The sequence below is a fragment of the Thioalbus denitrificans genome (assembly GCF_003337735.1).
Classification (GTDB): Bacteria; Pseudomonadota; Gammaproteobacteria; order DSM-26407; family DSM-26407; genus Thioalbus; species Thioalbus denitrificans.
Genome location: NZ_QPJY01000005.1, coordinates 192,598 through 213,370, shown reverse-complemented (window position 1 = coordinate 213,370; position 20,773 = coordinate 192,598). Strand labels below are relative to the sequence as shown.

General features: G+C 69.1%; 15 protein-coding genes. 8 read left to right on the top strand and 7 right to left on the bottom strand.

The window, feature by feature from the left end; translation table 11 throughout:
- Positions 1–49: 49 nt before the first annotated feature.
- From DFQ59_RS12070 to DFQ59_RS12055, 4 genes are all read left to right on the top strand, one after another.
- A complete protein-coding gene (locus DFQ59_RS12070) occupies positions 50–1,135 on the top strand; it encodes a methyltransferase domain-containing protein (RefSeq protein ID WP_114279952.1) in 1,086 nt (361 codons plus the stop codon).
- A complete protein-coding gene (locus tag DFQ59_RS12065) occupies positions 1,135–1,797 on the top strand; it encodes a 7-cyano-7-deazaguanine synthase (RefSeq protein WP_114279951.1) in 663 nt (220 codons plus the stop codon). The genes DFQ59_RS12070 and DFQ59_RS12065 overlap by 1 nt, the downstream gene beginning before the upstream one ends.
- Positions 1,798–1,955: 158 nt before the next feature.
- Positions 1,956–2,360 (top strand): 6-pyruvoyl trahydropterin synthase family protein, encoded by a 405-nt coding sequence (locus tag DFQ59_RS12060; RefSeq protein WP_114279992.1) that lies wholly within the window; start codon positions 1,956–1,958, stop codon positions 2,358–2,360.
- A gap of 57 nt (positions 2,361–2,417) precedes the next feature.
- On the top strand, positions 2,418–3,866 hold the full coding sequence (locus DFQ59_RS12055) for a phenylacetate--CoA ligase family protein (RefSeq protein ID WP_114279950.1): 1,449 nt from the start codon (positions 2,418–2,420) through the stop codon (positions 3,864–3,866).
- On the opposite strand, the gene DFQ59_RS12050 is transcribed toward DFQ59_RS12055, so the two are convergent.
- Positions 3,821–4,804 carry a sulfotransferase family protein gene (locus tag DFQ59_RS12050; RefSeq protein ID WP_114279949.1) on the bottom strand — a complete coding sequence of 328 codons (984 nt, stop codon included), beginning with the start codon at positions 4,802–4,804 and terminating at the stop codon, positions 3,821–3,823. The genes DFQ59_RS12055 and DFQ59_RS12050 overlap by 46 nt on opposite strands.
- A 246-nt stretch (positions 4,805–5,050) precedes the next feature.
- On the opposite strand from DFQ59_RS12050, the gene DFQ59_RS12045 reads away from it, so the two are divergent.
- Together DFQ59_RS12045 and DFQ59_RS12040 are read left to right on the top strand one after the other, a co-directional pair.
- Positions 5,051–6,004: an ATP-grasp domain-containing protein gene (locus DFQ59_RS12045; protein ID WP_114279948.1), complete on the top strand. Its 954-nt coding sequence runs from the start codon at positions 5,051–5,053 to the stop codon at positions 6,002–6,004.
- Positions 6,005–6,022: 18 nt separating this feature from the next.
- Positions 6,023–6,430, top strand: coding sequence for a DUF6941 family protein (locus DFQ59_RS12040; RefSeq protein ID WP_114279947.1), 408 nt, complete (start codon positions 6,023–6,025; stop codon positions 6,428–6,430).
- An 84-nt stretch (positions 6,431–6,514) separates the two neighbouring features.
- On the opposite strand, the gene DFQ59_RS12035 is transcribed toward DFQ59_RS12040, so the two are convergent.
- Entirely contained in the window at positions 6,515–7,444 is a 930-nt protein-coding gene (locus DFQ59_RS12035; RefSeq protein WP_114279946.1) for a hypothetical protein, read from the bottom strand.
- Between the two features lie 226 nt (positions 7,445–7,670).
- Here DFQ59_RS12035 and asnB point away from each other — a divergent pair, with 226 nt between their 5' ends.
- Together asnB and DFQ59_RS12025 are read left to right on the top strand one after the other, a co-directional pair.
- The gene (asnB, locus tag DFQ59_RS12030; RefSeq protein ID WP_114279945.1) at positions 7,671–9,611 is read left to right on the top strand and encodes an asparagine synthase (glutamine-hydrolyzing); all 1,941 of its coding nucleotides are present in this window, start codon (positions 7,671–7,673) and stop codon (positions 9,609–9,611) included.
- A gap of 50 nt (positions 9,612–9,661) precedes the next feature.
- Positions 9,662–10,396 (top strand): 16S rRNA (uracil(1498)-N(3))-methyltransferase, encoded by a 735-nt coding sequence (locus DFQ59_RS12025; protein WP_114279944.1) that lies wholly within the window; start codon positions 9,662–9,664, stop codon positions 10,394–10,396.
- Positions 10,397–10,457: 61 nt separating this feature from the next.
- Here the strand turns inward: DFQ59_RS12025 and DFQ59_RS12020 are convergent, their stop codons facing one another.
- From DFQ59_RS12020 to DFQ59_RS12000, 5 genes are all read right to left on the bottom strand, one after another.
- Positions 10,458–11,177: a rhodanese-like domain-containing protein gene (locus DFQ59_RS12020; RefSeq protein ID WP_211314918.1), complete on the bottom strand. Its 720-nt coding sequence runs from the start codon at positions 11,175–11,177 to the stop codon at positions 10,458–10,460.
- A 34-nt stretch (positions 11,178–11,211) separates the two neighbouring features.
- A complete protein-coding gene (locus tag DFQ59_RS12015) occupies positions 11,212–11,640 on the bottom strand; it encodes a hypothetical protein (protein ID WP_147275244.1) in 429 nt (142 codons plus the stop codon).
- A gap of 370 nt (positions 11,641–12,010) precedes the next feature.
- Positions 12,011–12,493: a chemotaxis protein CheW gene (locus DFQ59_RS12010; RefSeq protein WP_170142146.1), complete on the bottom strand. Its 483-nt coding sequence runs from the start codon at positions 12,491–12,493 to the stop codon at positions 12,011–12,013.
- Positions 12,494–12,583: 90 nt separating this feature from the next.
- Entirely contained in the window at positions 12,584–18,550 is a 5,967-nt protein-coding gene (locus tag DFQ59_RS12005; protein WP_114279940.1) for an Hpt domain-containing protein, read from the bottom strand.
- A gap of 133 nt (positions 18,551–18,683) precedes the next feature.
- Entirely contained in the window at positions 18,684–20,759 is a 2,076-nt protein-coding gene (locus DFQ59_RS12000; protein ID WP_114279939.1) for a methyl-accepting chemotaxis protein, read from the bottom strand.
- Positions 20,760–20,773: the final 14 nt, after the last annotated feature.

Sequence of the window (20,773 nt, the reverse complement as noted above, 5' to 3'; positions counted from 1 at the left end):
TCCGGCCGGGACCGGGACCGCGCCGGATCGGAGTCCAGGAGAATACCTGATGAGAATGGAGCTGATTTCCACCCTGACCTGCCCTGAGTCCAGGCCGGGGAGTCCCTGCGGCGGCCCGCTCCGGCTGGAGCGGACACCGCGCCCGGAGCTCGATGCCGCGGGGACCGAGTTGCGCGAGGGCGTGCTGCGCTGCCCCGAGTGCGGCGCGGAGTACCCGGTCATCGCGGGCATCGCCATCCTGCTGCCCCAGGTCCAGGGCTGGCTGCGCGCCAACTACTACTACCTGATCGCCGGCGCCGCCCAGGCCGGCGGCGTCGGTGCGGAGATGACCGCCTGGCTCGAGGCCCGCGACTGGCACCTGGGCAACCGGTTCGCCTCCAACTATTACGAGGAGAACCGCTGGGTCAACATCTTCACCTCCACCCACTACGACACCACCCCGGCCGGCGCCGACGACCGCTCCCCCCTGGGACGTTTCATCGCCTCCCAGCCCCAGGTCTTCGAGACGGTGGAGACGATGCTCGCCCGGCACCTGGACGGCCCCGTGGCCCGGGCCCTGGACGTGGGCACCAACGTGGGCGGCATGGCCCAGCGGCTGGGCTCCCTGGCCGCATCGGTCATCGGCATCGACCTGGCCTACAACCCGGTCCTCGCCGCGCGCCGCATCCAGACCGGACACCCGCTGCCCCAGCGCGAGTACCGCCGCTACCTGGACGGTCGCCACCACGAGCTCAGGCCCCTGCCCGCGGAACGCGCCAATACCGAGTTCCTGGTGGCCTCGGCCACCGCGCTGCCCCTCTCGGGACGCTTCGCTCTCATCACCGCCCTCAACGTGGTGGACGTCGTTCCCGATCCGGTGGCGTTCCTGGGGCGCCTGGCCGAACACCTGGAACCGGACGGCCTGCTGCTCATCACCTCGCCCTACTCCTGGGGCTCGGACGACGTGCCCATCGACGCCTGGGTCGGCGCCACCCGCGAGGCGCCGTCGGCCGAGCAGATGGTCCGGGAGCTGGAAGGGCTCGGGTTCGGCATCCTGGAGAGCGTGGACCACGTGCCCTGGGTCCTGCGCGAGCACCAGCGCTGGTACCGGGCCTTTCTCAACCACTGCATCCTCGCGCGGCGGGGGCGGAACTGATGGCGGGTCCGGTCGCCGTCCTGGTCAGCGGGGGCATCGACAGCGCGGCGCTGGCGGTGGAGCTCGCCGGGACCCACCCCGTCGTCCATCCCCTCTACCTGCGCCACGGGCTGCAGTGGGAGGAGACGGAGCTGGCGCACCTGCGCCGCTTCCTGGCGGCCGCCGAACGCCCGGCGCTGCGCCCGGTGAGCGTGCTGGAGCTGCCCGTCGCCGACCTCTACGGCCGCCACTGGAGCCTCTCCGACGGTGCGGTTCCGGATCACAGCACCCCGGACGAGGCGGTCTACCTGCCGGGACGCAACCTGCTGTTCCTGGCCAAGGCCGGGGTCTGGTGCGAACGCCACGGCGTGTCCGCCATCGCCCTGGCACCGCTCAAGGGCAACCCCTTCTCCGACAACAGCCCCGAGTTCTACGCCGCCATGGAGCGGGTCCTGGAGCTGGCGCTGGGATTCCGGCTGGAGATCCTGCGTCCCTATGCCGCGCTCACCAAGGCGGAGGTCATCCGGCGTTCGAGCCGGCTGCCACTGGAGCTGACCTTCTCCTGCATGGACCCGCGCCAGGGTCGCCACTGCGGCCGCTGCAACAAGTGCGCCGAGCGGCACAGGGCCTTCCGGGAGGCTGGAGTGGAGGACCGCACGGAGTACGCGGCACCACCCCGCTGAGCCGCAGCCGGGCGGGAGCGTCCGCTCCGGGTGCGGAACGGGATATTGATGTTAGAATGCCGTCTCGACAGTTGAACCATGCCGCCTGGATCACGGCTGCGAAGCAGAATGTGAACGGCCGGCGCCCCTGCAACCAGGCGCGATACTTCCGGAACACCATGTACCGAGTCACCAAATCCATCTCGTTCTGTTACGGCCACCGGCTGCTTGACTACGACGGCAAGTGCCGGCACCTGCACGGACACAATGCGCGGGCCATCATCACGCTCGAGGGCGAAACGCTCGATGAGCAGGGCATGCTCTACGACTTCAACGAGATCCGGGGGCTGGTGAAGGACTGGATCGACGCGGAGCTCGATCACAACATGCTCCTGCACCGGGACGATCCCATCCTCCCCGCCCTGCGCGAGGCCGGCGAACGGGTCTACGTGGTGGACTGGAATCCGACGGCGGAGAACATCGCGCGCATGATCTTCGAGCACATCGCCGCTGCCGGCTACCCGGTCAAGGATGTCACCCTGTGGGAGACCGAGACCTGCTACGCCAGCTACAGCAGCCGCTAGCGGAATCGCGCAACGGGCTCCCCGGCGCCCGCCCGGGAAACAGGACGCACCACGGCGATGACAACGGCACCTGAACCATCCACCCTGGCCCGGGAACTGGAGGAGCAGCGCCGCTGGCGGCTGCGATCGCAGTGGGAGGGGCTGGATCTCTTCGACCGCCTGGTCCGCAACGAATTCATCTCCGCCGACGAGCACGCGGACCGCGCCGACGCCGCGGTCCGGCAGATCGTCGGCTATGCCGCCGAGCACATCCCCTTCTACCGCGACCACCTGCGCGAACAGGGAATCGACCCGGAGCAGATCGACGGGGTCGACAAGCTGCCGCTGCTGCCCGTCCTGACCAAGCAGGATCTTCAGCGACGCGCCGCCGACCTGCGCCCTGCGCGGCTCCCGCCCGGGGAGCAGCCCGGCGGCATCGCCAGGACCTCCGGGACTACCGGGCAACCCGCCGAGATACTGCACACCAGGTTCAGCCGCAACATGTTCGCGGTGCTCAAGCAGCGCGAACTGCGCTGGTTCCGGTTCGATCCGAACGGGACCTTCGCCTACATCCGCCCCCCCACCGACCTGCCGCGGCGCGGGGACGGCGAGCCCATCGGGCTGAACACCACCTGCTACCACGACAGCTGGCCGTCGGCGGGCCGCTACTTCAACACCGGCCCGTTCCGCGGCTTCAGCGATCTCAACCCGGTGGAGGCGCAGGTGGAGTGGCTGCTGAAGCACCGGCCCGAATACGTTCTCGGCCAGTCCGCCCAGCTCGAGCACCTGGCCCTGGGCTTCATGGATCACACGCCACCGCCCAACCTCCAGGCCTTCGAGGCCATCTCCCAGCAGCTCACGCCCGACATGCGCCACCGCATCGAGTCCACCTTCGGCACGCCCGTGCAGCAGAACTACGGGCTCAACGAGATTGGCATCGTGGCGGTGCGCTGCCCGGAAGGCGGGCGCTACCACGTCCACACCGAGCACTGCCTGGTGGAGGTGGTGGACGAGGAGGGGCGGCCGGTCGCGCCCGGTGAGCGGGGCCGACTGCTGGTGACCGGGCTGAGCAACGCCGCCATGCCGCTCCTCCGCTACGACGCCGATGACATGGCGGTGGCGGCGGAAGGGCCCTGTCCGTGCGGGCGGACGCTGCCGGGCTTCCAGGACCTCGTGGGACGTTACCGCCGCACCATCGCCCTCCCGCCCGGCACCTGGGGCTACTGGGACGCACTGCTCTACACCCTCGGCCACGCACCCCGCGAGCTGATCGGCGGCCTGCGCAAGTACCAGCTCCACCAGTTCCGGGACGGCTCCTTCGAGCTGCGCCTGGAGTCCTCCGCCCTGCCCGACGCCCTGCTGGACGCCATCCACGGGGCCTGGCGGCGCCACGGCGGCGCGGAGGCCGCGCCGCTGGAAATCCGGGTGCTGAAGGACATTCCGCGCCCGGCGGGCGGCAAGTTCCAGAACTTCACCTCCGACTACGCGCCCTTCCCCGCCCCCGTGGAGGACGCCGACGCCACCTGAGCCGGGCCGTCATCCGGCCGCCCGGCCCAGGGTTCCGGATCCAGCGGCCGTCCCGCACGCCAGGGCTCGAGGCTGCGTCCGGTCAGCGCCTCCTCGGCGTCGATCTCGCCGGCGAAGCGTGCCTGCAGCCGGCGGCGGGTCGCGGGGTCCAGCGCCGGACTGGAGCCGCTGCGCACGTTCCAGTCCCGTACCCGGTGCCACAGCGGAATACGCACCGGCTCCGGGAGCAGCCACCGCGCCAGGCGCACCAGGGGCTGCCGCCAGCGCCCCTCCCCGTCCACCAGCCGGTGCAGCCAGTCGAACCGGGGGACGCCGGAGGGGTTGTAGCGGTAGCTCCAGTCGCCGCGGAAACCCGGGGCGACCCCGAGGAACCGGAACAGCCGGGCCATGAAGGCGTCCGGATCCCGCTCCAGGTCGTCGTAGAACAGGATCAGCACCCGCTCCCGCCCGAACAGCTCGATGTAGCGCGCCAGGTTCCCGGCGACGAAGCCCTGGCGGATGTAGTTGAAGCTGAAGTCGCCGCCGCGGATGACGCGCAGGCCCTTCTGTTCCTCCTCATCCAGGGCCTGCTCGAAGCTCACCGTCTCCAGTCCCTCCCGTACCTCGTGGCACCAGCCGGAGAAGGCCCGGTCCACGGGATTGCGCAGCACCGCCACGATGCGGCACCCGGGCACCAGGGCATGGATCCGGTCCGGCGAATCCTCGTAGTAGAGATACCCCGTGGAGGCCTCCCCCACCGCCCGGCAGCCCCCGGCCCCGTCGAACAGCCGCTCGTACTCCGCCCGGTCCGGAACGGGATGGCCGCACCACTTCGCCGGGGCGAAGAAGTGGGGCTCCTTTTCCCTCGACATGAAGACCTCCGGATGCTGCCGGAGGTAGTGATAGAGGGAGGAGGTCCCGGACTTGGCGGCTCCCACCAGGATGAAGTTGGGAAACATGCGTGCTGACTCCGACAACGGCCGACGGGGACGGACCGCCCCCGGTGCGCAGACGATACCGTATCGGACATTGCCGGCGGAACCCCGGCACCCGCCCGATCCTCACTGGCATGCGCACCGGAACTGTCGGTTGGAGCACCCCCGCCATGCTGCTATATTGGGACCCCGGCGGCGCGCCCCACCATACGGCGGGCCGGTGGAACCCCAAGCCGCACATCCCGATCGACAGCCAGCCGCGGACAACCCATGCTCAATACCCAGACCCGACTCAAGGTCCTGGCCGTCTTCCAGGAACGTGGCGTGGCCATCCACGACTACCTGTTCAACTACCTGTGGAAGAACCACGGAATCCGTCTCGACTGCATGCCCATCGAGGAGATCGGGGAAGACCAGGTCGGCCGCTATGACCGGGTCCTCAACGCCATCTGCAACGACGCGAGCCACGAGAAGCGCCTGCAGCGGATAGAAGCCTGGTGCCGGTCGGCGGGCATCCCGCTATTCAACAACCTGGAAGCACTGCGCAGCTGTCGCCGGACCCGGGCCTACAAGATCTGGTCGGAAAACGACATCCTCTGCGCCCGGGTGGTCAAGACGCCCAGCCTGCAGGCCCTGAAGCAGCAACAGCTCAACTACCCGATCATCCTGCGCAATGAGCTGGCCCACCTCGGCACCACCATGCAGCTGCTCGGCGGACCGGAAGATGCGGAAAAGCTGCCGGCAAAGGCCTTCCAGTCGACGACCATCGCCATCGAGTACCACGAATACCGCAGCCCCGACGGCTTCTACCGCAAGTACCGCTGCGCCCTGGTGGGAGATCGCGTTGTCCCGCGGCATGTGATCTCATCGCATGACTGGAACATTCATTCCGGCTCTCGCGACGAGAACCGGGCGCTCGATCATCGCGCCGAGGAACTGCCGTTCCTGTTCGAACCGCCCCCGGAGACCGGGGAGCTGCTGCGCGCCAAGTCCATGCTCGGGCTCGATTACGCCATCGCCGACTACACCCTGGGCGCTGACGGCAGGCCGTTTTTCTTCGAGCTCAATCCCTGCTACAACATCGTCAACCCGGAGAGTTTCAAGCGGGAATGGTCCTACCAGCTGGACGCCGTGCATCGCTACTGCGAGGCGTTTGCCGGAATGCTGTTCGCACCCGCACCGGTGCCACGCAGCGATTTCATCACCCTGCCGGTCATTCTCTGAGCCATAGGAAGTCGAACCATGAACGACAATGAACAGCACCTGGAGCTGGTCGACGTGCTGCTGTGTGATGACGTGAGACGTGAAACCGACGGACGCTTCTCGCTCATGGGGATCCATCCCGGGCGCGCCATCGCCACCGCCCAGCTGCCGACCGTGCTGAGCCAGCTTGCCTTCGTCCTGCGCTTCCGCGGCAGCCTGCCGGAGGACGACACCCTCCATGTCTCCATCGAGGCACCCGACGAGCATCAGACCCGTTCGGTCCAGGGCCGTCCCCTTCCCGGCGCCGGCACGGGTGGTGAGACGCTGTTCGTGATCCTGGCCGCGCCGCTGCAGATCTCCATGGAGGGGAACTACACCCTCGAGGGGCTCATCGGCGACTACGCCTTCGCGCGCGAGTTCACCGTCAGCCGCACCGCGCTCGACTGAGCCCGGGACAGGCCGACAGCGCCGCCCGCAAAAGAAAAAGCCCGGCCAGGCCGGGCTTTTCCGGTAGCGCGGAGAATAACCCGCCTAGAACTTCCAGTAGAAGCCCAGGTTGCCCGCCGTGTCGTCCACCGCGCGCACCTGCGCGGTAATGCCCATGCCCGGCGTCAGATCGTAGTTGAAGCCGGCGAACAGGCCCAGGGGCTGATCGTTCTCCATCTTGAGGGTCCACTTGTCGCTGCCGTAGTAGAGACTGGTCTGTCCCTCGTAGTCGGTCTTGGCCTTGGACAGCTTCAGACCGAAGTACGGATTGAACTTGCCCATCGCCTTGCTCATCACCAGCGCCGCCTGCCATTCCTGGCTCTCGCTGCCGGTGAAGTCGAGCCCGCCGGCCGACCAGTCCGCGTCCTGGTTCTTGTACTGGTAGGAGAGGTCCAGGCCGGCACGCCAACCGGATTCCGGGGACTCCCACAGCTGGACGTTCGCACCCACCGACACCAGCGCACCCCAGTCGCCGTACTTGCCGCCGGGAACGCTGAGATCCGACTCGGTGTACCAACCCTCGTCGTACTCGTCGAAGGAACCGTTGACGTAGGTGGTTTCGCTCCAGCTCTCGTCCACGGTGGCGCCATGCATGTTGTGCAGCTTGGTGCGCGCCATGCCGGCCTTGCCGTAGACCTGGATCCGTGGGCTGACGGCATAGGCGATCTGCAGGTAGAGGTGCTGCTGGCGCTCCTCGGCCTTGAGGTTGCGCACCGAGGCGCTGATTTCGCCCTCGGTTTCGATGAGGTTGTCGAACTCATCGACATAGGCATCGTAGAAGCCCGCCTCATCCAGCAGGGTGGTCGAACCGTCCTGCTTCACATCCCGATTGCTGTGGTCGGCATGCAGGCTGATGTTGAGCTTGCCCCCCTCGGTGCCGAGCAGATTGACCACGTCCGCCGCCACCGCGGCGACCGGACCCGATGCCACGACCGAGGCGATCGCCAGATTGAGCAGTTTCTTCTTGAAGTCCATGTACCCCCCTCCACATACAGAACGATGTTGCACGTGGGCAACTTCACCTTGGAATACCATAACTGAAAGTCAGTGAAAAACAACCCATGCAACAGCCAACTTCCCGTCAGCAACCAAATGTTGCCGATTTGCAACATGATCGACCCCGGTGGCCACACGCCACCGTGACATCGAAGCCCACCTTCCGATACCATCCCGTCACTTCCGAAACAGCAACCCCCTCCCCATGTGTGGACTGGCCGGCTTCATCGACTACCGCAACCCCATCGCCGCCGGTGAACGGCGCCGGATTCTCGCCCGGATGGGCCAGCGCCTGGCGCGGCGCGGGCCCGATGACGAGCAGTTCTACGACGACGGGGTGCTGTCGCTGGTGTTCCGCCGCCTCGCCATCATCGATCCGGGAACCGGCCGCCAGCCCATCTGGAACGAGGATGAGAGCATCCTGGTGGCGGTCAACGGGGAGATCTACAACCACCGGGAACTGCGCGCCCGGCTCGCCGGCGGACACGCCTTCCGCACCCGCTCCGATTCGGAGGTGGTGCTGCACCTCTACGAGGAGCTGGGGGAGGAGTGTCTCCGCGAGCTGAACGGCATGTTCGCCATCCTGGTCTGGGATCGCCGCCGGCAGAAGCTCCTGCTGGCCCGGGATCGCCTCGGCATCAAGCCCCTCTACTACGCCCACGTGGATGGCGCCCTGCTGTTCGCCTCCGAGCTCAAGGCCCTGCTGGCCCATCCCCGCTGTCCGCGGACGCTGAACTGGAGCGATATCGGCCGACCCGGGAAGCAGCCGGGGCGCACCCCCAGCTTCGTCACCGGCGTCCACCATCTGCCCGGCGGTGAGTACCTCGCCTGCAGCCGGGAGCGGGGGCCCGCGACCGCTCCCTACTGGCGGCTTGCCGATCACCTGCCGGGCGTGGACGAGGACCGGACCACCGAGCCGGAGATCTGCATCGAGCGCTACGGCGAGCTGCTCGAGGACAGCGTGCGGCGACAGCTGATGAGCGACGTTCCGGTGGGCCTGTTCCTCAGCGGCGGAGTGGACTCCTGCCTGCTGGCGGCCATCGCCGCGGCGCACCAGCCGAACCTGCACTGCTTTACGGTGGTGGAGCGGACCACGGTCCGGGTCGGCGACGTGGAGCAGGCCGCCCGGACCGCGGACCGGCTCGGCCTGCCCTTCCACGCCGTCATCTACGATCGGGACACCCTCCTCGATACGCTGGGCTTCGATCTGCAGCATTTCGAGTACCTGGTGTGGATGATGGAGTCGCCCCGTTTCGAGATGGAGTGGCTGCTCAAGCACGAACTGCACCGCTACGCGAAAACGGCAGTGCCCGGTCTCAAGGTCATCCTGCTCGGCCAGGGCGCCGACGAGTTCGCCGGCGGCTACTCCTCGCCCCTGCATTCGCAGCGTGCGGACTGGGACCGCTATCTCGGCCACCTGTACAGGAAGCAGCGCTGGCCGGAGTGGTCAGCGGCCGGGATTCCGGAGCGGTACTTCAGGCTCCTCGCCGACGACGGCCCGGCCAATCCGGCCACGGCTGGACAGGACCCCTACCACCTGGAGATGCTCTCCAGCGCCCGCTTCCTGCAGCGCTACAACCTCTGGCACGAGGACCGGACCAGCGCGATCCAGGGCATCGAATCCCGGGTGCCGTTCCTGGACCACCGGCTGGTGGAGCTGCTCGCCGGCATCCCCGCCCGCCTGCACCCGCGGCTGTTCTTCGACAAGCGCATCGTCCGGGAACAGCTGGCGCGCCGCCTGCCGGATTATCCCGTCGAGCGCCGCAAGGTGAACTTCTACCGCACCGGCGCCGTTTCCTCGGTCGACCTGATGGCGGCACGCATCCTGCGCCGTATCTACCCACACTTCCGGGAGAAATACCTGGAAGGCGCCGATGCCCTGTTCGCGGCCACTCCCCTCGACCAGCTGTTCGAGCGGGGCGTCCAGGGGAGGCATATCGACATGTACGCGGTGAGCCATCTATATGAGGCCATGGCGCTGGCGGTATTCCGCGACGGCGTCCTCGGGCCGCCCGACACCGCGGTCCCGTCCGTGATGGATGCACCCTCGCCCCTGCGCGGGGCCGACGGGGAAACCCTGCAGGGAATCCTGCGCGAGTGGAGCCTGCCACCACAGCCTGGAGCCGGAAACGGTCCCGCGGGCTGAGCCCGGCGCCCGGCTCCCCCTACACACTACCGTTCACGAGTGGCTGATCCATGCGTATTCCGCGCCTGTACCATCCGGACAACCTCCACGGCCTGACGACGGTGGAGCTGCCGAAGGAGAGCGCCCACTACCTGGGACGGGTCCTGCGCCTCGCGCCGGCCAGCCCCATCATCCTGTTCGACGGCAGCGGACTGGAGTACCCGGGGCGGATCGAACACCTGGGCCGCTCGGCGGCGCGGGTGGTCCTGGAGCCGCCGCTCCGGCCCGCGGTCGAGTCGCCCCTGCGCATCGAGCTGCAGCAGGGCATCTCCCGCGGAGAGCGGATGGACTACACCCTGCAGAAGGCCGTGGAGCTGGGCGTGGCCGCGATCACCCCCGTCATCACGCGGCGCTCGGTGGTCCAGCTCGACCGCGCCCGGCAGGAGAAGCGGCTGCAGCACTGGCGCGGGGTCATCATTGCCGCCTGCGAACAGTCGGGACGCACATGCCCACCCACCCTGGCGGGCATCACGCCGCTGGATGGCTGCCTGCAACCGGCGCCGGGAGGACTGCGGCTGCTGCTCGATCCGGAGGCCGCCACGACAGCCCGGGCGCTGCCGCCGCCGGAGAACGGCAGGGTGACGCTGCTGGTGGGTCCCGAGGGCGGGCTGGACGGGGAGGAGCGCGCTCTTGCGCGCCGGGCGGGCTACGTGGGGGTCAGGCTGGGGCCGCGCGTGCTGCGCACCGAAACCGCGGGGCTTGCCGCCATCGCGGTGCTCCAGCACCTGTGGGGCGATCTGGGCTGACGGGCGGACACCGCCCCGGACGGCGACAGGCCACCGCCCGTCGCCGTCCGGGGTCCGCGGTTCAGCCGCCTTCGGGCACCACCGTGGTGAAGCCGCCGACCTGCCAGTTCTGCATCCCGCCCCGGTAGTAGAAGAGCTTGTCGGCCGGGTAGCCGAGTTTGAGCAGCCCCTTGATGGCCCGCGGCGACTGGTCGCACCAGGGACCGTTGCAGAACAGCAGCAGATTCTTCGCCTGGGTGAAGTCCCAGGGCGAGTCGTTCGTCCCGGCCCCGCCGAACAGGCGCTGGAGGAACCCCGGCTCCATCTCCCCCGGGGCTTTCTGCCGGGCGCCGAACCGCTCCATCGCCGCCTGCAGCTCCGGCGCCTTGATATCGTCCCCGGAAAGAATGGTGAAGGGGATATTCACCGAGCCGGGGATGGTCCCGCCCTGATACCACTGGGGGGTGCGCGCATCGATGATGAGGCCGGTGCCGCGGTTCACCTCGTCGGCCATGAACTTAACCAGTTCCACCTCGCCCACCGTGGCCACCCCGGGCGCCACCTGCATCGGGTGGTAGCAGAAGGGCGGGCACGGACGCGAGGTCTTGGTGAACCCCCCCGTGAGCGCGTGATCGGTATCCTGGATACGCATCACGCGCACCTTCTTGCCCTCGTGCATCACATCCACATAGGGGATCAACTCGGCGATATTGACCTCCAGCGCGGTCGCCGGCTGCGTCCAGGCCAGGGCCGCCAGAACCAGTCCCGACAGCGCCATCCCCCCGAATATCCGTCCTTTCATGAGACTCCTCCGTTCCGACGTTCTCGTTTCTGTTTTACTGCCCGTAGCGCAGGCGCATGACCTCCAGCACCAGCTTGTTGTAGTCGCCGCTCTCCCGGAACTGCTCGAATACCGTCTGCTTCTGCGGCTCTTCCAGCTTTTCGTAGGCACTGAAGGTGGAGGGACGCAGCTGCCCGAACTGGGCTTCGAAAGCGGCCCGGTCCATCGCCCCCGCCTGCGCGGGACCGACGCTGCTGCCGGCACTGGCGGTATGCTCCCGCACGCTGGCGGCATCCACCTTCGGCCCCGTGTCCCCCGTCGCTTCGGCTTCGAGCATCTTCAGGTAGTCATCATCGGCGGCCTGCGCGGCAAGGCACGGCAGCACAAGGCCCAGCAGTACGGCCAGCAGACCGCCCGCCGGGGTGATTCTCGCCGTCTTGCGCGGCGTTCGGGTAGCGTCCCGAGATATTCCTCCAATCTGCATGTCCACGACTCCTTGGTTAGTGTACTGAGCCGCAATTCCCGGCCCTTTCAGAGCCCCCACAAGCGTCAGGACAAGGCGCAGCGCACCGGCAATGGCCGTCGCCCTTGGCAAGCGCTGCAACGCAGGACCGGCGCTTGTGGACGGCTCCCTTCGGGCGAGCCGCTGCGGGGTCATCTGCGGCGTTGCGTATGCTTGAAAGGGCTGGCCATTCCTGCGCACGCGCGCCTTGCATCTAACCCCGCAGCGACTCGCTGAATGGGCCGGGAATTGCGGCGCAGTACACAATCAAACAGACACCAGCTCCCATCACCTCCATGGGTGTACAGGGTTTCCGAACCGGACCGGACCGCTCGACGATGGCTTGATCGCTTCAGGCGACGTGTGCCTGCAGCGACGCCGTCAATGCCTCCAGGTCCGGCACCACCACCGGCTGCCCCTGATAGCGGAGCCGGCGCAGGACCGGCCCTCCCCGCCCCTCCTCCGGGTCCTCTTCCAGCTCCGCCGCCCGCACCCTGACCAGGGCCGGGATGCCCTGCAGCACGATGCCGAGGAAGGGCGTGTCGGTCTGCTCCTCGAGGGCGTTGAGGATGGCGATTCGGCGCCCGGCGCCGGGGACGGCATCCACACCCAGGAGCGTCTCCAGGCGGATCAGGGGCACAGTGAGCCCGCGCCACTCGGTGCGGCCCGCGAACCAGGCCGGCGCGTCGGCCAGGGGCTCCGGCGCGGAAAAACCGATCACCTCGGCCACCAGGATGTTGGGCAGCAGCAGCGCTCCTCCCCCGATGGGCATGAGCAGGCAGTTGACCTCTGCCGGTCTCCGGCTGCCGGCGATTTCCTCGCGTGTCTGTTGCATGCGTCGATTCCATGGGCGCGTCATCGCCCCGCTGCCTCAACCCCGACTCCCGTGCCGCGGCCGAACGGTGGCCGCGGGAACTCGGGCGCCTCACTCCTCCTGCCCGGTCAGCTCCCGGATGGTCTCGAGGAGATCCTTCTCCTGGTAGGGCTTGCCCAGGTACCGGCTCACCCCAAGCCCCTCGGCGCGCTCCCGGTGCTTCTCGCCCGTGCGCGAGGTAATCATCACGATGGGCACCTCCCGCAGCCGCTCGTTGTGGCGCACCAGGGAGGCCAGCTCGTAGCCGTCCATGCGCGGCATTTCGATGTCCAGCAGCATGATGTCGGGCAGGTGCTCCAGCTCCAGGAGCAACGCCATGGCATCCACACCGTCCTTGGCGGTCAGCACCTCCATGCCGTTGCGGCCGAGCAGCCGCGTCGTCACCTTGCGCACGGTGATGGAGTCGTCCACCACCAGCACCCTGGGCGGCCGCGCCTCGTCCGTGTGCACCTCCTTCGCCGCCTCGACCGTGTGCTGGACCACCGCACCGGTGCGGATGAGCGCCGGCATGTCGAGGATCACCACGACCCGGCCGTCGCCGAGGATGGTGGCTCCCGCGATGCCCCGGACCGTGCTGAGCTGCGCCCCCAGGGACTTCACCACGATCTCGCCGCTGCCCTGGATGCCGTCCACGAGCAGGGCGTAGTGGCTGTCGCCGCCACGCACCAGCAGCACCGGCAGCGGGGCGCCGCCGGTCACCGGCGCCTCCCGGTGCAGCCCGAGCAGGCTGCCCAGGTACTCGAGACGGTAGTCCTGGCCGGCATAGCGGAACGGCACGCCCTGGGCGCCGTGGTGGCGGACCACGTCGGCCGCGTCGAGCCGGATGATGCCCTCGATGCTGGTCAGGGGAATGGCGTAGAGCTCTTCCCCCACGTAGACCATCAGCGCCTGGTTCACCGAGAGGGTGAAGGGCAGCCGGATGCAGAAGGCGGCGCCCTCGCCCCGGGTCGATTCGATGGAGACCATGCCGCCCAGCTGCTTGATCTCGCTGTTGACCACGTCCAGGCCCACGCCGCGGCCGGATATCTGGGTGACGTTCTCGGCGGTGCTGAAGCCGGATTCGAGGATGAGCTGCATCAGCTCGTAGTCACCGACCCGTTCGCCCTCGCCCAGCAGCCCGCGGGATATGGCCGTGGCTCGCACCGCATCGAGGTTCACCCCGCCGCCGTCGTCGGAGAGCACCAGCACCACCTCGCCGCCCTCGCGCCTGACGTCGAGGGTGATGGTGCCCACGTCGGCCTTGCCGGCCGCCTGGCGCACGGCGGGCGGCTCGATGCCGTGATCGATGGCGTTGCGCAACAGGTGCTCCAGGGGCCCGACCATCCGGTTCAGCACCGATCGGTCCATTTCGCCCTCGCCGCCCAGCACCCGCAGCTCGGCCCGCTTGCCGAGCTCGCCGGTGATCTGGCGCACGATGCGGCGCAGCCGCGGAACCAGGCTGGAGAAGGGCACCATGCGCGCGCGCATCAGGCCTTCCTGCAGCTCGGTGTTGATGCGCGACTGCTGCAGGAGCAGGGTTTCGGAGTCGCGGTTCAGTTCCGCGAGGGTGTCCTTCAGGTCGATGAGGTCGCCGGCGCTCTCCATGAGCGCGCGGGAGAGCTGCTGCATGTGGGAGAAGCGATCCAGCTCCAGGGGATCGAACTCGTCGTACCCCGCCTGGTCGGCCTGCTCGTAGCGGAACAGGATCTGCGCCTCGGTCTCGATCTCCAGCCGCCGCAGCTGGCCGCGCAGGCGATTGACCGTCTCCTCGAACTCCTGCAGGTGGTAGCCGAACTGGGAGACCTGCTGTCCGAGGCGGGAGCGGGAGATGCTCACCTCGCCCGCGACGTTGCCCAGCCGGTCGAGCAGCTCGGCGCGGACCCGCACCATCTCCTGCTGCTGCGGGGCCGGTGCGGCCGGCACCGGCCCGGGCGCGGCAACCGGCTCCGCGGGCGCGGCAGCGGGTGCGGTCAGCTCGGAAGGCAGCGGTCCGGGACCGCTCGACAACGCCTCGCGCATCCGCAGCAGAAGCGCCTCCGCCGGGCTCAGCGTCAACCGCGCCGCCACCTGCTCGAGCATGGAGGCCAGCCCGTCATAGCCCTCGTGGAGCAGTTGCACCACCCGGTCGTCGGCCACCAGGGTGCCGTCACGAACCGCGTCGATGAGCGACTCCATCTGGTGGCTCAGGTCCGCCATCTCCTGCAGTCCGGTGGTCCGGGCGCCGCCCTTCAGCGTGTGCAGCGCACGGCGCAGCCCTTCGGCAACACCCGGTTCGGCGGGCGCGCGGGCCCAGCCCTGGAGCGCCCGTTCGATCGCATCCAGCAGCTCGGCGGCTTCCTCGCGGAAAATATCGAGCAGGTCGGGGTCAATCGCCGCGTAGCCGGAAACCGGCTCCCGCACCGTGGCGGGCTCTGGCTCTGGCTCCGGCTCGGGCCCGGGCTCGACAACAGCTTCGGGGGCCGGTTCGGGATAAATCGTGGCCGGCGGCTCTTCCGCCGCCTCCGCAATGCCTGCAGCCTCCTCCTCCCCGGCGGGCGCCTGCGGCCGGGTCCTCAGCGCCTGGAGCTGCTCCAGCAGCGGCCCCGTCTCCTCGACGGGCTCCCCGGTCTGAATGCTGTCCAGCATCCCGGCCAGGCCGTCATGGGCCGATTGCAGCCAGTCGCTCAGGGCGTAATCACGGGGCAGACGCCCCGCCGCCAGGTCGGCATAGGTCTGCTCCAGCTGCCCGGCGAAAGCGCCCACCTCCATGCACCCCGCAAGCCGGGCTCCTTCCGCCAGGCTGTGGAGCTGGAAGCGCAACTCCTCCAGGCGCTGGATCGCACCGGGCTCAGCGAGCCAGTCGCGCAGGAGGGCGTCGGCCGACTGCAGCATGGCCGCGCCCTCGTCCAGGAACAGCTCGGTCAGCTCGTCGAGCTCCGGGGGGGCCGCCGGGACATCCGCTTCCGCCAACTCGGCATCGAGGGCCAGTTCCCACTCCGACAGCACCTCACCCGGGGCCCCGGCGGCGGTCCCGGTAACCGGCGCAGATCCGGCGGGCTCTTCCACGGCGGGCGCGCCGGGCGTCGACAGCCCGGCCTCGTCCGCGGCCGACCCGGCGGCCATGGGCGGCACGGCGGCATGCAGCCGGCTTTCCTCAGCCCCGATCCGCGCGCACAGTTCCGCCGCGGCGGGCACGGCGGCCGGCGCCGACAGCAGGGCTTCGAACTGCCCGGAGATGACCGCAAGCCCCTCCTCCAGCAGGTCGAGGAATGCCGGTGCGGGCGTGGAATCGAGTCCGGCCTGGACCTTGACCAGGGACTCGAGCCGACCGGCCAGATCGCTCATCGGTTCGACCCGCGCGGCACCCGCGCTCCCGTGCAGGGTATGCAGCGCCCGCTGCAGGTCCCCATCCACCCGGCAGCCGTCACCCTGCGCCCGGCACCGCTCCAGGAACTCCTCCACCACCGCCAGGTGACCGCGGGTCTCCGCGGAGAAAATGCCCAGCAGCACCGGGTCCATCCCGGCTCCGGCCTCCACCGCCGGCGGCGCTTCCGTCGCCAGCGGTTCAGCCGGTTCGGGCTCCGGTTCGGGCTCCGGTCCGGGCTCCGGTCCGGGCTCCGCCTCGACGGACGGCCCGGCCGCTGCGGGGAGGGTTGCCGCGCTCAACAGGTGACAACTTTCCCCCAGTTCGCGCGCCTCCGCGCCCTCCGGGCAGGCCCGGTTCCCGGCGAAGGCGTCGAGCAGGGACGGCAGCAGGCGCCGGGATTCATCCACGGCATCGAATACCGCCGGCGCCGCGGGCAGGGTACCGTCGATCACCCGGTTGAGGAGATTCTCAACGGCCCAGGCCAGCTCACCCGCCTCCATCGCCCCCACCATGCGGCCGCTGCCCTTGAGGGTATGGTAGGCCCGGCGCACGCTCTGGCGGGCTTCGGTATCGTCAGGATCGGACTTCCACCGCGCCAGGTTCTCGTCGATGGACGCCAGCACCTCGTCGGCTTCCTCGATGAAGATTTCCACCAGTTCCGGATCCGGCGGCTCGGCCTCTTCCGCGCCCGTTTCGTGCGCCGCATCAGCCTCCGCGGATCCGCCGGGCTCCCGCCCTCCGGCCGCAGCGGCGGGTACCGGCTCCCCCGCATCGGATACATCGGCCGCCGCGGGTTCCTCCGACCCGGGGGCGAAGACGTCGATCGCCTCCCCGACCGGTTCGGGCCCGGCCTCATGGCCGTGCTCCTGGTCCGCGGGCTCCGGCCCGGGATGCCCGCCGGGGGAGATGGCCCAGTCATATACGAGCCCGCCGATCTCGATTGACTCGTCGATGGCCTCTTCCAGGGATTCTCCGGCCGCGATCTGCCATTCAGCGGGACCTTGCGCCGCCGGGCTCGCGGCGGCAGCCGCCGTGGCGGGCTGCGGAAGCCCCAGGCGCTGGCGCCCGATTTCCAGATAGCCCTCCGCCCGGCGCCCCTGCTGCAGCGCATCCAGGTAGCTCTCCACGGCGGTCAGGGCATCGGCCAGGCTCTCGTACGCGGCGCTCTCGGAGGGCAGCGCGGACAGCGGCCGGATCCGCTCCAGCCAGGCGGCCAGAAGCCCCGCCACGGCGTCATCCTCCAGCATCCGCAGGGCCCCCAGAACCGGCTCCACGGCCATGGCCATGGCCGCGCCGTCGAAGGCGGCTCCGGGCTCCGCCAACGCCGCGGCGAAATCCTGCTTGGCCGACTGGATGGTCAGCAGGGACTCGTGCAGCACGGAGCGCAGCGCCGATCGCTCCGCGCTCTCCCTCCCTGTCAGCCGCGCCTCGTCCTGCCCCGGTAGCTGGCCGGTTTCCTGCAGCAGGTCGAGCCCCGACTCCACGTACAGGAGCGCCCCGGCCACCTCCATCAGGACGCTGTCCTCCACCGGTCTCTCACCCCGCTCCATCGCCTCGAGGACGGCGGCCTGCTGCTGGATCATGCCGCGCGCATGACCCATGCCGAGCATCACCAGCGTGTCGGCCACCCGCCGCAGGAGCGCGCGCAGCGACTCCAGATCGGACAGCTCCCGCGGCTCGGAACGGACAAAGAGGTCCAGCTGATCCTTGGCCCGGGAGAGCTCCTCCTTGAGTGCGCCGATCGCCACCCGGAGTACGCCCCGGTTGGCGGCGGAAAGCCCCTTGCGGCGCCTGGCCATGTCAGCCTCGGAGGGCAGCACCGCGTCGAGGCGGAATGCCGACTTGAGCTCGCGGACACGGGCGTCGACCGGTTCGGCCTTGGCATTGTAGTAGAGCAGGTTCTTGACCAGCTCGGCCGGAGGCGTCTCTTCCAGCGCGGACTCCCCCTCCTCGGCCACCCGGCGGATATGGCGATCGAGGCGGGACAGGAGATGCTTGACCGCGAGGCCCGCCTCGAGACCTTCGCCGGCGACGGCGGCCACCACGCCCGAGGCGACCCACCACAACTGTCCCATGGGCCGGCCGCTGGAGATCTTCTCCAGCTGGGACAGGGCGAGGCGCAGGCGGCCGAGAGCCTGGCGCAGCTGCTGGTTGCGCAGCAGGCCGAGCAGGCCCAGCTGGTAGAGATGCCGGGCGCTGCGAGCCGGCTTGCGCAGGTCCCCCTCCAGCAGGGCCAGGGAATCGGCGTCGAAGCCCGCGGGCGGCATGACCGACAGGTCGGGCTCGAACAGAAGGGTGTCGGAGAGCAGCTCCGCGCCCCTGCCGCTGCGCAGATCATTGAGCAGCGGCAGCAGGACCAGTGGATTGTCGCTTTCGCCGGCCTGAATCCGTTCCAGGTAGTTGGGGAGCTGCATGGCGGCCTGCACCAGCACGCCGCAGGCATCGTCGCGATTCGGCACCCGGTCCTCGAGCAGGTCCCGGGCGACGCGCTCCATCTCCTCGGCCACCAGCGCGGCGCCGTAGAGCTCCACCATTCTCAGGCTGCCCAGGATCCGGTGCAGCTCGTCGGCAGCCTGCTCCAGGACGGCGGACTCCTCCGGGTGCTCGATGTACCGCTCCAGGAATCGGCGGACCTGCTCCAGCGCCTGGTCGATTTCCGCCCGAATCAGGCTCAAGGCTGTCGTGTCGTTCACACCTAAGGCCTCTTCCTATGAGTACATTCGGCCCGTCGACGACGGGCCGGCTCGGATGATCGGACAGGCAGGGTAGGGCGGCTGCCGGACGCCGCGGCGGCATGTCGCCGCCGCACTGCCGCTACCGCGAAACTCAGGCCTGCGCCGCGAGAGTCTCCCCCTCCTGCTCCCCGCCGACCTCGGCGGGCAGCCTGAAGTCGGCCACCGAATTGCGCAGATCCCCGGCCAGCTCCGCCAGCTTGCCGATGGATTCCGCGGTGGCATTGGCTCCGGTCAGGGTCTGGGCGGTGATCTCCTCGATCACCTTCATGGTCTGCGAGGCCTGGCCGGCCGATGTCGACTGCTGGCGGGCCGCCGCCGAGATGCTCTCGATGAGTTCGGCGAGATGCTTGGAAACGGCGTCGATCTCCTCCAGGGCCACACCGGCCTCCTCCGCCAGGCGGGCACCGCCGACCACCTCGGTGGTGCTCTGCTCCATGGAGATGACCGCCTCGTTGGTGTCGGTCTGAATGGTCTTCACCAGCGACTCGATCTGCTTGGTGGCGTTGCCGGAACGCTCCGCCAGGCGCTGCACCTCGTCGGCCACCACCGCGAAACCGCGGCCCGCCTCGCCGGCGGTGGCGGCCTGGATGGCGGCGTTGAGCGCGAGGATGTTGGTCTGTTCGGCGATGTCGTTGATCAGCGAGACGATGTTGCCAATCTCCTGGGAGCTCTCGCCCAGGCGCTTGATGCGCTTGGCGGTCTCCTGGATATGCTCGCGGATGTTGTCCATGCCGTGGATGGTGTTCTGCACCGTCTGGTGGCCCTTGTTGGCAATCTCCACCGCCCGCCGGGACACCTGTGCCGATTCGGAGGCGTTCTCGGACACGCCCTCGATGGATACCGCCATGTCGTTGATGGTGGCGGTGGCGGCGGAAATCTCCTTCGCCTGGTGACGGCTCGCCTCGGCCAGGTTGGCGGCGGTGGTGCGCGTCTCCTGGGATGCCGACGCGACCTGTACGGCCGTGCTGTTGATGGCCGACACCAGGGAGCGCAGCTGTTCGACGGCGTAGTTCACCGAGTCGGCGATGGCGCCGGTGAAATCCTCCGTCACCGTCGCCTGCACCGTCAGGTCGCCGTCGGCCAGGTCGCCCATCTCGTCCAGCAGGCGCAGAATCGCCTCCTGGTTGCGCTGGTTCTGCTCCGTGCTCGCCTGCAGCCGCAGCCGGCTGTCCCGCACATAGCGCTGGGCCAGCAGGACCAGGACCAGGATCGCCACGGCCAGGATGCCGAAGCCGGTCCACGCGGAGATGACCCGCTGGGCGCCCAGATTCTCGTAGACCGTCTCCAGGTCCGTGGCGCCGTCCAGCAGCAGCCCGCTGTTCTGGAAGATCCGGTCGGCCGCGTCACGCACCTGGAACAGCTCCGGGGAGCTTTCCAGGATCCGGCCCGCGCTCTCGCTCACCGGCGCGAACAGGGTCTGCAGCTCTTCGAGCCGGGCCCGCTGCGCGGGCTCGGCGACGGCGGTGATGCCCAGCGCCGGGCTGCCCTCCAGCAGGCCGTTCAGCACGCGCCCGAACAGGGCGGTGTCACGGCCGAAGCTGTCCGCGGCGGTGACCGCCTCCAGGCCTCCGCGCAGCACCAGGTTGACGTTGCGCACGATACGCTCCAGCAGCAGGGACTGGCGGCTGACGAGAATGAGCTGCTCGCGGGAAGTGTCGGCAGCGGCCATCGCATCCACCAGCTCGTCGGTGACCTTCTGCAGCCGCGGGATGGTTTCACTGAAACGGCCGGCGATCTCGTGCAGGGTCGTGATGACGTCCCAGCGGCCGATGATGACGTCGGCCGCCCCGCTCACCCCGCTCCAGGTTTCCCGCACCCGCCCCAGGGCGGCGGCGGCCTCCGGCGGCGAGGCGGGCAGCCCGGTCGCGCCGTCGCCCGCCCGCAGCAGATCGAGATGCCGCTCGAACGCCTGGCGCGCCTCCTGCAGGAACCGGAAGGCCTCGGCCTTGCCGGTCACCGCCTCGGTGGAGTTCTTGGCGATCTCCTGGGAGAGGATGCGCATCTCACCGGCGTGTTCGATGTACTGCTTGTCGAACGCATTCTGGCGCGCCACGAGCGCGAAGTTGACCGCCATCAGCACGATGAGGGCGAGCAGCACCACGCCCAGCGCACCGACCTGTTTGCCGGTACCCGCACTTTTCATGGCGTCAGTAGAAGGCGCAATCATGTCTGGCTCCTGCC